Origin of the sequence: Prauserella shujinwangii (assembly GCF_003001955.1) — a bacterium.
GTDB classification, from domain to species: domain Bacteria; phylum Actinomycetota; class Actinomycetes; order Mycobacteriales; family Pseudonocardiaceae; genus Qaidamihabitans; species Qaidamihabitans shujinwangii.
In genome coordinates, this window is record NZ_PVNH01000003.1 from 62,062 (window position 1) to 75,337 (window position 13,276).

Below are 13,276 nucleotides of genomic sequence, written 5' to 3' on the forward strand. Positions count from 1 at the left end.
AAGGCTCGTATCAGAGAGCGATCGTGATGCAACGGTGACACCTCAGTACTTACTCCGAAAGAGTGAAGCAAAGCATACCCTTGACTGTGGAGCGTGACTGTTGGGCTCTTCCTCACCGGTTGCCTCTCCACGACCTCGACATGGCGCTTGGCATAACGCGGGGAGAATATCTGAGTTGTCCCGATATGTGGACACGTCGAAGGAACTGAATACCGATTGGTAACATTCGGTGTCCTCCGTTCGGGCGCATCGACCCGGCGCAAGCCCCTCACCAGCGGGAATCTAGGGTGACTCCGTGAGCACTCCGGAGCGGCGCAACGGGCGCGGGTTGCTGCTGGTGCACGCGCACCCCGACGACGAGAGCATCACGACCGGCGGCACCATCGCCAGGTACGCCGCCGAGGGCGCGGAGGTCACCGTCGTCACGTGCACGCTCGGTGAGGAAGGCGAGATCATTCCACCGGATCTCGATCAGCTCGGCTCCTGGGCCGGTGACCAGCTCGGTGGTTACCGGGCCGGGGAACTGGCGGACGCGGGCGCGGCCCTCGGCTGGACCGCTCATCACTACCTCGGGGGTATCGGACGCTGGCGCGACTCCGGCATGGCGGGCACGCCGTCGGCCGAGCACCCGCGCGCGTTCGTCCGGGGATCGGTCGACGAGCAGGTCCGGCAGCTGCGGACACTGCTCGACCGGGTGCGGCCCCAGGTGGTCGTGACCTACGACGAGTCCGGCGGATACGGCCACCCCGACCACATCCGCGCCCACGACGTCACCATGGCCGCCGCCGGCACCGCCGGTTCGGTGCGCCGGATCTTCCACGTGGTCGCCTCGGCCGGAGCCACCGCGCGCGGGCTGGAACGGCTGCGCGGTGCCCGCGACGTGCCGTTCCGCGTGCCCGCCGACGACGAGCTGCCCACCACCGCCGACCGGGAGATCACCACGGTGATCGACATCGCCGGTCACCGCGAGGCCAAGCTCGCCGCCCTGCGCGCGCACGCCACGCAGGTCCAGGTTCCGGCCAGCGCCGAGCCGTGCTTCGCACTGTCCAACGGCATCGCCCAGCCCGTGCCCGACGCCGAGTTCTTCGTGCTCGCCCACGGCCCGGCCGAGGGCGCCGAGCACGATTTGTTCGGAGGGCTCGCGCCGTGAGCACACCGGTCCGGGGCGCTGACTGGGCGCTGCTCGCGCTGCTCACCGTGGACGCCGTGCTGCTCGCGGTGCTGGAACTGCTGTTCCTGCCGCTGCGGCTGGACGGGCACGTACTCCCCCGGGCGGGCGACGTCATGCTGCCGCTGAGCGTCCTCCTCGCCCTCGTCACCACGCCGTTGCTGGTGACGACCGCGGCCAGGCTCGTGCGCTCGCGGCTGGCCCTCGTGCCGTTGCTCGGCTGGCTCGGCACACTGCTCGTGATGAGCATCCTGGGCCCGGGCGGTGACCTGTTGCTCGTCGGTGACTGGCGGACGCTCGCCCTGCTGCTCGGCGGCGCGCTCCCGGCGGCGTTCCTGCTGGGCCGGTCACTCGCCCGGCTGAAGGTGGAAGCGAGGTAGGGATGGCGGAGCCGATCAGCGACCGGCAGGTCGCCGCCGTGCTGCGGCCGTTCGTCCGGGCCACCGGGCCGACGCTCGACGCGCTCCGGCACGCCGACCCGCTCGGGCTGGTGGCCAGGGCGGCAGGCGGCGACGGTGACGGCGACGTGCTCGCCAAGGTCGAGCCGCGGCTGCGGGACCGGGTGCTCGACGGCCTGTCCCGGATGAAGGTGCCCGGTACCGCGGCCTGGGCCGGGATGGCGCCCGCCGAGCGCGCCGAGTGGTGGGTCGGCCGGGTCGGCCGGGTCACCTCCCTCGTGACGGCGATCCCCGGGCTCGGCGGCGCGCTCGCCGACCGGCTGCCCCTTCAGGACACGCTCGGCGCGGCGTCCCAGGGCCTCGTGCTGTGCGCGCTCGCGGGCGAGCGCGGCGTCACCGAGGTCGGTGACCGGGTCCGGCTGCTGGCGTGGGTGCTCTTCGAACGGGACATCGACCCCGAGGTCGCGTCGGGCCGGACGGGCGCGGTGGACGCCGCGGCGGAGGACGCGGAGACCGAGCGGCTCACCGAGGAGCTCTCCGCGTCCTCGCGCAGGCACGGCAGGGTGACGCTGAAGGCGTTCGGGCGCACGCTGTGGCGGCTGGGCCGCTCGCTGCTCTCCGTCACCGACGAGCTGGAGAAGCGGCCGACGGGACGGCTGTACCACCGCGCGCTCGGGATGCTGCCGGTGGTCGGCATGGTCGGCGACTACCTCGGCGAGCGGTCCGCGCTCAAGCGGGTCGCCCGGCGGGCGGACCGCTGGTTCGCCGAGCAGGCCGCCGCCTCCCCGTGAGCCCGGTCAGCGCCAGAACATGAACACGGCCTGGCCGAGGTCGGCCGCGGTCTCGTTGCCGCCGACGGCGCCGAACACCGTGTCGGTGAGGTCCCAGAGGATCTGTGCGAACCCGGGGACGGCGATGATGAGCGCGAACAGGACCAGCGGCGCCCACGGCCGGGCCTTCATGCCGAACTCCCTGGCCTGCGGCGACAGGTACGGCTCGAGCGCGCCGTAGCCGTCCAGGCCGGGCACCGGCAGGATGTTGATCACGAAGGCCAGGATCTGCAGCGACGCCAGGTAGGACAGCCCCACGAGCAGCCCGACCGGCATCGACACGAACGCCACGACCATCGTGAGCACGATCCCGATCGCCAGATTGCTCAGCGGTCCGGCCAGCGACACCCAGGAGGACACGGAGCGGGAGCGCAGCGCCCCGCGGTTGATCCACACCGCCCCGCCGGGCAGCGGGATGCCGCCGATGGCGAGGATGATCAGCGGGAGCACGAGCGACAGCACCGGGTCGGTGTAGCGCCGGATGTCCATCGTCAGGTAGCCCTTGGCCGCGACCTCGTGGTCGCCGCCCCGGTAGGCCACCACGGCGTGCCCGAACTCGTGCAGGGTCAGCGACAGTGCCCAGCCGCCGATGACCAGGACGAACACCCCCAGCGTGCCCAGCGGGCTCCGCTCGAAGGTCTGCGTGACCGGGTCGACGAACGCGGCGAGCAGTCCACCCGCGACGGTGACCGCGAGGATGAGGAAGAACAGCGGACTCGGGCGCACGGCTGATCGTTGCACGGCCCAAGTCTGGCGCAGTCCCGCTGAGAACCTCGCCCGGGGTGAGAACGAGGTGAAAGACTCGCGTCCCGTATCGGCGTGTCCGCTTGCGAAACGCCGCGCGAGTATCCCCCGAACACGCGACTCCGCTTGACCTGGCCGCACTACACGGGTGTAATCACATTGATGTCATTCGCCGCCTGGCAAGGGGAGCGGCGAGTGCCCATCCGATCACCGCCAGCCTGGGAGTGCGTGGAAGCGAGGAGGCGGACGTGCGGTTAGACACTAGCGGAAGGGAACGGGGGCACGTCATGGATTGGGGACACCCGGAGGAGGAGCTGGGGGTTCTCACCGAACTGTTCGACGTGTCCGAGGAACAGGAGTGGCAGGAGCGCGCCCTGTGCGCGCAGACGGATCCGGAGGCGTTCTTCCCGGAGAAGGGGGGCTCGACCCGGGAGGCCAAGCGGATCTGTCAGGGCTGCGAGGTCCGGGCCGACTGTCTCGAGTACGCGCTGGCGCACGACGAGCGGTTCGGCATCTGGGGGGGACTGTCGGAGCGGGAGCGGCGCAAACTCAAGAAGCGCGCGGTGTGACCGCGGCCCGGGCGTGTCGCGCCCGAGCCACACCGTGCCGGCGTGGAACCTCCGGTTCAGGCCGTCGTTAAGGTGATCGAACCCAGATCACCTTGACTCCACGGAGGGTTGTTGCCCCGGACACCCATGCCGCCACCGGCACGCACCGCGCCGGTGCTCGCCGTTCTCGTCTGTCACAACGGGGAAAGCTGGCTGCCGCTCGTGCTGTCCGCGCTGCGGCGCAGCACGATCCGGCCGCGGCACGTGCTCGCGGTGGACACCGGCTCGACGGACCGCACCCCCGCGCTGCTCGCCGAGGCGGCCGAGCCGGGCACGTTCGAGTCCGGCCCGGTACTCGACGGGGTGCTGACCCTGCCGGGGGACACCGGTTTCCCCGAGGCCGTCGCCGCCGCCGTCGACAGGGCCCAGGACCGCTGGGGCGACCCCGGGGCCTGGATCTGGTTGCTGCACGACGACTCCGCGCCGGAGCCCGACTGCCTCGACCTCCTGCTGCGGGCGGCGGAGACGTCGCCGTCCGCGGCGATGCTCGGGCCGCTCGCGGTGGACTGGGCCGACCCGCGGCTCATCGTCGAGGCGGGGCTGTCCACCGACGCCTCGGGGCACCGGCAGCACGCCGTGCCCCGCAGGCTCGGTGAGCAGGAGTCGCCTTCGCAGAGCACCGAGGTGCTCGCGGTGCCCAGCGCGGGGGCACTGATCGACCGCGCCGCCTGGGCGGAGTCCGGGGGCTTCGACCCCGCGATCGCGCTGCTGCGGGAGGACATCGACCTCGGCTGGCGGCTCAACGCGGCAGGCCGGGTCGTGCTGTGCGTTCCGCTCGCGCGGCTGCGGCACGTGCGTGCCGTCGGCACCGGCAGGCGCGGTGCCGACGCGGTCACCGGCTCCGTCGCCGCCGCGGACCGCCGCTACGGTTTGCGCACGTTCCTCGCGAACTGCTCGACCGGCTCCTTCCTGCTGGGACTGCCCCGGCTCGTGGTGCTGTGCGTGCTGCGCGGGCTCGGATTCGCGCTGCTGCGCGACGGGACGCGGGCGGCGGCCGAGTTCGGAGCCGCCGGTTTCCTGCTGCGTGGCGCGGAGGGGGTGCGGGCGGCGCGGGCGGCGCGGCCGCACCACGGCGCGCCACGGGGGTTGTTCACCAGCAGGCTGAACCGGGTGCGCGGGGCCTTCCACGGTGGCGTGGTCCGGTTGGTGCGCAAGCGGGTCGAGAGCGATGCCGCGCTCGGCAGGCTGCCCGAGCAGGCGGCGGACGAGACCGCGTGGATCCCGCCGGAGGAGCGGGCCGAACGCCCTCGGCCGGTGGGACCGGAGGCGCTGCCCGCCGGTGCGCTGCGGGCGCTCCGCTCCCGCGGAACCGGGCTGCGCCGCCCGGGTTCCGTCGTCGCGGTGACCGTGCCCGACCGGGCCGGGGACACGCCGGTAGCCGAGCCGGGCGAACCCGGCGCCGAGTCCGGCGCCGATGCCGCGGCCGCACGGCCGCGGCCCTCACCCGGCGCGGAGGCGGCCGCGGCGGGTGGGCTGCTCTTCGTCGAGGTGAACCGCCGCCGCATCCTCGCGGCCACCGTGCTGTCCCCGCCCGCCGTGCTGCTGGTGGCACTCACCGGACTCGCGCTGCTGGTCAACCGCGCGCGGCTGGGGCTGGACCTCGCGGGCGGGCGGCTGCTGCCCGTCGGTGACCTCGGCCAGGTCTGGACCACGTACCTGCAGGGCTGGCACCCGGTCGGCGGGGGCACCGGCAGTGCCGCCCCCGCCGCGCTCGCGGTGCTGGGGGTGCTCGGCGCGCCACTCGCGCCGGCCGGCGGGCCCGCCGCGCTCGTCGCGATCCTGCTGATCGGGCAGATCCCGCTGGCCGCCCTCGTCGCGTACGCCGCGACCCGGCGGCTGCGGCTCAACCGCTGGATCCGCGCGGGTGCGGCGACGGCCTACGCACTGCTGCCCGCCGGCGCCGCCGCGGCCGCGCAGGGCAGGCTCGGCGTGGTCGTGGCGCACATCCTGCTGCCCGCGCTGCTCGCCGGGCTGGTCGCCGTGCTGACCAGGGCCGACGCCCGCTGGCTGAGCGTGTCGGTGCTGACCGCCCTCGCGCTCGCCGTGCTCGGCGCGTTCGCCCCGCCGCTCGTCGGGCTCGCCCTGCTCGGCCTCGCGGTCGGCTTCGTCGTGCTGCCGCCGGTGGGCGGGCTCGGCCGTCGCGTCGCGTCGGTGGCGATCGTGGTGCTGCTGCCGCCGCTGCTGCTCCTGCCCTGGCTGCCCACGCTGCTGACCCATCCGGCGCTGCTGCTGCACGGCGTCGACGGAGCGTCGGCCGGGGGGCCAGGCGCCGCGGACCTCGCGGGGCTCGACCCGGGCGGCCCCGGCGGCCTGCCCACCGGTATCGCCGTGGTCGCGGCCGTGGTCGTCGCCGTGGTGGCCCGGCCGACGGCGCGCGTCGTCCCCGGCCTGGCGGTGGCCGCGCTGGGGCTCGCGGGCGCGGTCGCGGCCCGTTTCGTGGAGATCGAGCCGGTGCCGGGCGGCGCCGACGAGCCCGGGTTCGCCGGGATCCCGTTGCTGGTCGCCGGGGCCGGGCTGATCGGAGCGGTGCTCGGCGCCGCGCTGCCCGGCGGGCGGCCGGTGCCGCCGGTGCTGGGGCGGCTGGGCCTCGCCGGTGGCGCGCTCGTGCTGGTGGCTCTCGCCGTGGGCGGGGTGGTCGCGGCCGGGCAGGGTCCGGTGCGTGCCGGCGGCGGCTGGTCGCTGGCGCCCTCACTGCGCGCCGAACTCGTCGATACCGGCCGCGCCGTGCTCGTGCTGTCCACGCCCGGGGAGCCGGTGCGGCAGGTCGGAGGGAGGCTGCCGCGGTACGGCGACGACGCGATCGTGCCCGTCGAGGGGACCGCCCAGCGCCTCGCGGGTTGGGAGCAGGACCTGCTCGCGGGCTCCCGCGAGGCCGTGACGTCGGCGGCGGCCGCGGGCGTGCTCTTCGTGGTCCTCCCGCCGGGTGAGGACGCCGAGGCGTTGCGGCAGGCCGCGTCCGACCTCGTCAGCGACGCGCCCCCGACCAGCGACGGCAGGCGGGTGCTCCGGCTCGACCCGGTGAGCGGGCAGGTCACCCTCGTCTCCCCGCAGCAGGCACGGCGCGCGGTGAGCGGGCAGGCGCCGTCGGGTGAGCTGATGGGCGGCACCGCGGTCGTCCCGGTCGACGCGCGGCTGCCGGACGTGCGGGTGCGCGTCTCCGACGGCCCCACCGGCAGGTTGCTCGTGCTCGCGGCCGAGCAGGAGCCGGGCTGGCGGGCCAGCGTCAACGGCGAGCGGGTGCCGATCGTGCCCGCGTGGGGTCACCAGGTGGCGGTGTCGGTGCCGGAGCGGCAGTCCGAGGTGATCGTGGAGTACCCGCAGACCCTGTACAGCCTGCTGCTCCTCGGGCAGGTCGCGGCGGTGCTGTTCACGGCGCTGACCGCGATCCCCGGCCGCCGCCGCTGACCCGCTCCGAAGCTCCCCAATGCCACATTGGGTGCGCCTGACGCACCCAATGTGGCGTTCGGTGCGCCTGACGCAACGAATGCCACATTGGGGAGCTTTCGGGGGCCGCGGCGTTGACCGGGTCCGCCGGCTACTCGCCCTCGATGATGTCGGGTTCCACGCCGAGGTAGCCCGCGATCTGCTCCACCAGCACGTCGTGCACCAGGTCGGCCAGCTCACCGGGGTCCTTCGCGCGGGCCTCCAGCGGACGGCGGTACAGCACGATGCGGGCCCGTGTGGGCAGGCCCGCCCGGTCGACGCCCGCGGGCACCAGCCGGGACAGCGGCACCGCACCGTCGAGCAGCACCCCGTCGGCCTGGGCGGGAGGGATCTCCTTGCGGACGTCGGGCACGTCGTCCACGGCCACGTCCAGCTCGGTCAGCTCGTGCCGCCAGCGCGCCTCGATCGGTTCGAGCGCGTCCAGCACGAGGGCGTCGAACTTCTCCGCCCGGCTCGACGCCGCCGGCAGCGACGCCGGGTACAGCGGCCCGCGCAGTCCGCGGCCGTGCCGGTCCCGGCGCAGCCGCTGTCGCTGTCGCGAACTACGAGCCATTGCCACGTGGGGAAGGGTACGCGGTCCGCTCACCGCATCGTCGGTGTGTCGCCGGTGCGCCTGCGCGCCACCCGCGCGCGGACCGGCTATCGTGACGAACCGTGCCGAGCGTACGGAAGTGTTCGCGGACGGGCTGCCTCGAGCCCGCCGTTGCCACGCTGACCTACGCCTACAGCGACTCCACCGCGGTGGTGGGACCTCTCGCGACGGCGTCGGAACCGCACTCCTACGACCTGTGCGAGGAGCACGCGCTGCGGCTCACCGCGCCGAAGGGCTGGGAGGTCGTCCGGCACGAGGGCGGCTTCTCCGCGCCCGAACCGTCGAGTGACGAGCTGACCGCCCTCGCCGAGGCGGTGCGGGAGGCGGGCCGCTCCGGCCGGTCCGAGCAGCACCCGCGGTCTCCCGAACGGCCCGAGGGCCCGTCCGGGACGTCGGGCCGGCGCGGTCATCTGCGAGTCCTGCCCGGCCACGCATAGCCACCCGGACGTGTCGGTAGGCTTCCCCGCGGGTATCGAAGGCTTGCGTGAGCCACCATCGGACAACCGGGGAGAACGCGTGTCAGACCTGTCGGGCATCGTGAAGGCCTACGACATCCGTGGGGTGGTCGGCGACCAGCTGAACGCCGACCTGGTCCGCGACTTCGGCGCGGCGTTCGCGTTGCTGATCAAGCCCGACTCGCCGTCCGTGGTGATCGGGCACGACATGCGCGAGTCGTCGCCCGGCCTCGCCCGCGCGTTCGCCGACGGCGTGACGTCGCAGGGCCTCGACGTGGTGTCGATCGGGCTCGCCAGCACCGACCAGCTCTACTTCGCGTCCGGCTCGCTGAACATGCCGGGGGCCATGTTCACGGCCAGCCACAACCCGGCCCAGTACAACGGCATCAAGCTGTGCCGCGCGGGCGCCGCCCCGGTGGGGCAGGAGTCCGGCCTCGCCGAGATCCGCGACACCGTCGAGCAGGGCGTGCCGGAGTTCGCCGGGCAGCCCGGTTCCGTGGTCGAGCGCGACGTGCTCGCCGACTACGCCGCCTACCTGCGCAAGCTCGTCGACCTCTCCGGTTCGCGGCCACTCAAGGTGGTGGTCGACGCGGGCAACGGCATGGGCGGGCACACGGTGCCGACGGTGTTCGACGGGCTGCCGACCGAGATCGTGCCGATGTACTTCGAGCTCGACGGCACCTTCCCCCACCACGAGGCCAACCCGCTGGACCCGGCGAACCTGGTCGACCTGCAGGCGAAGGTCCGCGAGCTCGGCGCCGACGCGGGCCTGGCCTTCGACGGCGACGCGGACCGCTGCTTCGTCGTCGACGAGAACGGCGACCCGGTGCCGCCGAGCGCGGTCACCGCGCTCGTGGCCGTCCGCGAGCTGGCCAAGGAGCCGGGTGGCACGATCATCCACAACCTGATCACGTCGAAGGCCGTTCCGGAGATCGTCGCCGAGCACGGCGGGCGGCCCGTGCGCACGCGCGTCGGCCACTCCTTCATCAAGGAGAAGATGGCCGAGACGGGTGCCATCTTCGGCGGCGAGCACTCCGCCCACTACTACTTCCGGGACTTCTGGCGCGCCGACACGGGCATGCTGGCGGCGCTGCACGTCCTCGCCGCGCTGGGGGAGCACGAGGGCACCCTGTCGGACCTGACCGGGGAGTACACGCGGTACGCGGCGTCGGGTGAGATCAACTCGACGGTGGACGACCAGGTCGCCAGGATGCTGGCGGTCAAGGACGCGTTCTCCGGCCGCAGCGGCGTCACCATCGACGAGCTGGACGGTCTCACCGTCGACCTCGGCGACCGGGGCTGGTTCAACCTGCGGCCGTCGAACACCGAGCCGCTGCTGCGGCTCAACGTCGAGGCGCCGGATTCGGCCGCGGTGAAGGAGCTGGCCGACGAAGTGCTGGCGATGGTCCGCGGATAGCGTGGTAAAGAGGAAAGATGGCCGTGACCCTTGATGCGCAGCTGCTGGAGATTCTCGCGTGCCCGGCACCGGATCACGCACCGCTGCGTACCGGTACTCCGGACGACCCGTCGGCGGACGCGCTGACGTGCACGTCGTGCGGCCGCGTCTACCCGGTGCGCGACGGCATCCCGGTACTGCTGCTCGACGAGGCGACCACGCCGGAGTCCGACGAACCGCGTTCCGATGGTGCTTGACGACAGCCTGCTCGACGACCCCGCACGCCTGACGGAGGCCGACACCGCCGGGCTGCTGCGCGCCACCGCGATGGCCGGCGCGCAGGTGCGGGCGACGGTCGAGGCCGCCGCCGAACTGGGCTTCGCGGACCGGCTGGACATCGGGCGGCCCCGGTCGCTCGTGGTGGTCGTCCGGCCGGGCGCGGGCCGCAGCGCCGCGCTGGCGCTGGCTTCGCTGCTCGCGCCGTCGTGCCCGGTGCCGGTGGTGCTCAGCGACGTCGTGCCGGGATGGATCGGCGCGCTCGACGTCGTGCTCGCGCACACCGACGACCCGAACGACAGCGACCTCGCCGCGTCCCTGGAACGGGCCAGCCGCTACGGCGCCACGGTGGTGCTCTCCGCGCCGCCGGACGGGCCCGTCGCGTCGGCCGTGGCAGGCCGCGGCCTGCTCGTGGCGCCGAGGGTGCCGGTGCCGCCCGCGCTCGCCTTCCCCAGGGCCTTCGCCGCCGGTGTGCTCACCGCGAACACGCTCGGCCTGCTCGTCGCCGACGTGGAGTCGCTGGCCGACCACCTGGACGCCGAGGCCGAGCGCGGCCACCCGGGGCACGAGTCGTTCGTCAACCCCGCGAAGGCGCTCGCCTTGCGCATCGCGGGCCGGTTGCCGCTGCTGTGGGGGCTGGACCAGGTCGGCGTGGCGGTCGGCCACCACGCCGCGTACGCGCTCGGAGCCCACGCGGCCGTGGTCGCGGACGTGGCCGACTACCGGCAGGCCCTCGCCCGGCCCGCGTTGCACCGGGCCGCGGTCGAGAGCACCGGGGAGCGCAACATCTTCGCCGACCCGGACGATTCACCGGACGAGGGCCCGTTACCGCGGGTGCTGCTGCTCGCCGTACGCACCGGACCGGCCGCGGACGGCGCCCGATACCGGGCACACGAGTACCTCCACGCGGCGGACGTGCTCGCGCCGGCCGAGGAGATCGAGGCTGACGACGCGGGCCGGGCCGCGATGCTCGCGTTACGGTTCGAGCTCGCGGCGGTCTACCTGGGCCTCGCGGCTGGAACCATTGGGGGAGCCGGCAGGCACGCGCCCGCGATGGTGTGACGCTGGCGGGACTGGACGGGCCGGTACGAGCGATCGACCGGCGAGGAGTTGAGGTGAGCGTGGAACTGCTGCGCAATGCCGTGCGGCCGTATGCGTGGGGCTCCCGGACCACTATCCCCGAGCTGCTGGGCCGCGCGGTGCCCGCGCCGCATCCCGAGGCCGAGCTGTGGATGGGCGCCCATCCCGGTGACCCCTCACGCATCGCGGGTCCGGACGGCACCGAGCGCACGCTGCTGGAGGTCGTCGAGGCCGATCCGGTCGGCCAGCTCGGCGAGCGCTGCGCGGGCCGCTGGGGCGGGCGGTTGCCGTTCCTGCTGAAGATCCTCGCCGCCGAGGAACCACTGTCGATGCAGGCGCATCCCTCGGCGGAACAGGCGGCGGAGGGCTACGCCCGTGAGGAGGCCGCCGGGATTCCGCGGGACGCGCCCAACCGGAACTACCCGGACCCGACGGCCAAGCCCGAGCTGGTGTGCGCGCTGACCGAGTTCCACGCCCTCGCGGGCTTCCGCGACCCGCATCGCACGATGAAGCTGCTCAGGGCGGTCGAGACGCCGGGCCTGTCGAAGTACACCGACCTGCTCGCCGCCCAGCCGGACCCGGACGGCCTGCGCGCCCTGTTCACCACGTGGATCACGCTGCCGCAGTCCGCGCTGGACGAGCTGCTGCCCGAGGTGCTCGACGCCTGCGTGCTGCACATCAAGGAGCACGGGGAGTTCGACGCGGAGTGCCGCACGATCCTGGAACTGGGCGAGGCGCATCCGAGGGACGCCGGGGTGCTCGCCGCGCTGCTGCTCAACCGGCTCACGCTGAGCGCGGGCGAGGCGATCTACCTCCCGGCCGGGAACCTGCACCTGTACCTGCACGGAACCGCGGTCGAGATTCTGGCCAACTCGGACAACATCCTCCGCTGCGGCCTGACGCCCAAGCACGTGGACGTGCCGGAACTGCTGCGGGTGGTCGACTTCGCGTGCGGGGACATGCCCGTGCTGCGCGGGGAACGGGACGGCCGCATGTCGGTCTACCGCACCGACGCGCCTGAGTTCGAGCTGGCCCGCGCCGAGTGGGCGGCGGGCGAGACCGAGGAGATCGTGCTGGACGGCTCCGGGCCGCAGATCCTGCTGTGCACGGAGGGCGCGCTGCGGATCACGACGGAGGAGGGCCGGACCGTCGAGCTGCGCCGCGGCCAGTCGGTGTGGCTGCCCGCGTCCGACCCCGCGGTGCGGCTGCGGCCGTGCGAAGCGGGGCCCGCGCACCTGTTCCGGGCGACAGCGGGGACCTTCCCGGACTGAGCCCGCGCGCCTCAGTATGCTGCTCGCGATCACACAGCCGAGCGGCAGGGGGCGAAGTGGCGGCAAACGGCGGCACCAAGGCGATTCTGGCGGCGTTGTTCGCGAACGCGGGCATCGCCGTCGCGAAGTTCGCCGGGTTCCTCATCACGGGTTCGTCCTCGATGCTCGCCGAGTCGGTGCACTCCGTGGCCGACACGTCGAACCAGGGCCTGCTGTTGCTGGGGCAGCGGACGTCGCGGCGACGGGCCACCCGGGAGCACCCGTTCGGCTACGGGCGGGACCGGTACTTCTACTCGTTCATCGTCGCGCTGATGCTGTTCACGCTCGGCTCGGTGTTCGCCCTGTACGAGGGCATCCACAAGGTGCAGCATCCGGAGGAACTGACGTCGCCCGCGGTGGCGATCGTGATCCTGGTCGTCGCCATCGCGCTGGAGATCTACAGCTTCCGCACGGCGATCGTGGAGTCCGCCAAGATCAAGGGCGATGCGAGCTGGTGGGGCTTCATCCGGCAGTCGAAGACGCCGGAGCTGCCGGTGGTGCTGCTGGAGGACGCGGGCGCCCTGTTCGGGCTCGTGTTCGCGCTCATCGGCGTCGGCCTCTCGGTGGTGACCGGCGAGCCGGTGTGGGACGGCATCGGCACGATCATGATCGGTGTCCTGCTCGGCGTCATCGCGATCATCCTCATCGTCGAGATGAAGAGCCTGCTCATCGGCGAGGGCTCGAGCGAGCGTGAGCTCACGGCGATCACCGAGGCGCTGGCCGCGGACGGCGACGTGGAGCGGGTCATCCACATCCGCACCCAGTACATCGGACCCGACGAGTTGCTCGTCGCCGCCAAGCTGGCGATGCGGCCGGGCCTGACCACGGCCGAGGTGGCCGCCGTCATCGACGGTGCCGAGGCCCGCGTGCGGGAGAGGGTGCCCGCCGCGCGGTTGATGTATCTCGAACCGGACCTGGACCGCGCCATTTCCGCACCCCCGCGCTAGGGTGCCCATCGTTCCTGAGACCCAGGAC

General features: G+C 73.4%; 13 protein-coding genes. 11 read left to right on the top strand and 2 right to left on the bottom strand.

Translation table 11 applies throughout. From position 1 onward, the window contains the following. Positions 1–328: 328 nt before the first annotated feature. The 3 genes from mshB to B0I33_RS07020 are packed head-to-tail and all read left to right on the top strand — an operon-like array spanning position 329 to position 2,357. Positions 329–1,150: an N-acetyl-1-D-myo-inositol-2-amino-2-deoxy-alpha-D-glucopyranoside deacetylase gene (gene mshB, locus B0I33_RS07010; RefSeq protein ID WP_106178223.1), complete on the top strand. Its 822-nt coding sequence runs from the start codon at positions 329–331 to the stop codon at positions 1,148–1,150. After that, on the top strand, positions 1,147–1,548 hold the full coding sequence (locus B0I33_RS07015; protein ID WP_106177762.1) for a hypothetical protein: 402 nt from the start codon (positions 1,147–1,149) through the stop codon (positions 1,546–1,548). Before mshB ends, B0I33_RS07015 begins: the two co-directional genes overlap by 4 nt. A 2-nt stretch (positions 1,549–1,550) precedes the next feature. After that, positions 1,551–2,357: a hypothetical protein gene (locus B0I33_RS07020; RefSeq protein ID WP_106177763.1), complete on the top strand. Its 807-nt coding sequence runs from the start codon at positions 1,551–1,553 to the stop codon at positions 2,355–2,357. 6 nt (positions 2,358–2,363) lie between these two features. Here B0I33_RS07020 and B0I33_RS07025 read toward each other — a convergent pair whose 3' ends face one another. Next, positions 2,364–3,137 (bottom strand): site-2 protease family protein, encoded by a 774-nt coding sequence (locus B0I33_RS07025; protein WP_106177764.1) that lies wholly within the window; start codon positions 3,135–3,137, stop codon positions 2,364–2,366. 290 nt (positions 3,138–3,427) lie between these two features. On the opposite strand from B0I33_RS07025, the gene B0I33_RS07030 reads away from it, so the two are divergent. Together B0I33_RS07030 and B0I33_RS07035 are read left to right on the top strand one after the other, a co-directional pair. Further along, positions 3,428–3,709, top strand: a complete 282-nt coding sequence (locus B0I33_RS07030; RefSeq protein WP_425440459.1) for a WhiB family transcriptional regulator — start codon at positions 3,428–3,430, stop codon at positions 3,707–3,709. Positions 3,710–3,835: 126 nt separating this feature from the next. Further along, positions 3,836–7,153: a glycosyltransferase family 2 protein gene (locus B0I33_RS07035; RefSeq protein ID WP_106177766.1), complete on the top strand. Its 3,318-nt coding sequence runs from the start codon at positions 3,836–3,838 to the stop codon at positions 7,151–7,153. Between the two features lie 130 nt (positions 7,154–7,283). On the opposite strand, the gene B0I33_RS07040 is transcribed toward B0I33_RS07035, so the two are convergent. After that, positions 7,284–7,745, bottom strand: coding sequence for a metallopeptidase family protein (locus tag B0I33_RS07040; protein ID WP_106177767.1), 462 nt, complete (start codon positions 7,743–7,745; stop codon positions 7,284–7,286). A gap of 101 nt (positions 7,746–7,846) precedes the next feature. Between B0I33_RS07040 and B0I33_RS07045 the strand changes: the two genes are divergently transcribed. The 6 genes from B0I33_RS07045 (at position 7,847) to B0I33_RS07070 (ending at position 13,248) form a co-directional block, all read left to right on the top strand. Then, on the top strand, positions 7,847–8,221 hold the full coding sequence (locus B0I33_RS07045; protein ID WP_106177768.1) for a DUF3499 domain-containing protein: 375 nt from the start codon (positions 7,847–7,849) through the stop codon (positions 8,219–8,221). Between the two features lie 79 nt (positions 8,222–8,300). After that, entirely contained in the window at positions 8,301–9,656 is a 1,356-nt protein-coding gene (locus B0I33_RS07050; RefSeq protein WP_106177769.1) for a phosphomannomutase/phosphoglucomutase, read from the top strand. A gap of 17 nt (positions 9,657–9,673) precedes the next feature. Further along, on the top strand, positions 9,674–9,892 hold the full coding sequence (locus tag B0I33_RS07055) for a Trm112 family protein (protein WP_106177770.1): 219 nt from the start codon (positions 9,674–9,676) through the stop codon (positions 9,890–9,892). Further along, positions 9,882–10,973: an SIS domain-containing protein gene (locus B0I33_RS07060; protein ID WP_106177771.1), complete on the top strand. Its 1,092-nt coding sequence runs from the start codon at positions 9,882–9,884 to the stop codon at positions 10,971–10,973. The genes B0I33_RS07055 and B0I33_RS07060 overlap by 11 nt, the downstream gene beginning before the upstream one ends. A gap of 59 nt (positions 10,974–11,032) precedes the next feature. Beyond that, complete coding sequence (gene manA, locus B0I33_RS07065) at positions 11,033–12,262, top strand: mannose-6-phosphate isomerase, class I (protein WP_106178224.1); 1,230 nt, start codon at positions 11,033–11,035, stop codon at positions 12,260–12,262. A 56-nt stretch (positions 12,263–12,318) separates the two neighbouring features. Beyond that, the gene (locus B0I33_RS07070) at positions 12,319–13,248 is read left to right on the top strand and encodes a cation diffusion facilitator family transporter (protein WP_106177772.1); all 930 of its coding nucleotides are present in this window, start codon (positions 12,319–12,321) and stop codon (positions 13,246–13,248) included. Positions 13,249–13,276: the final 28 nt, after the last annotated feature.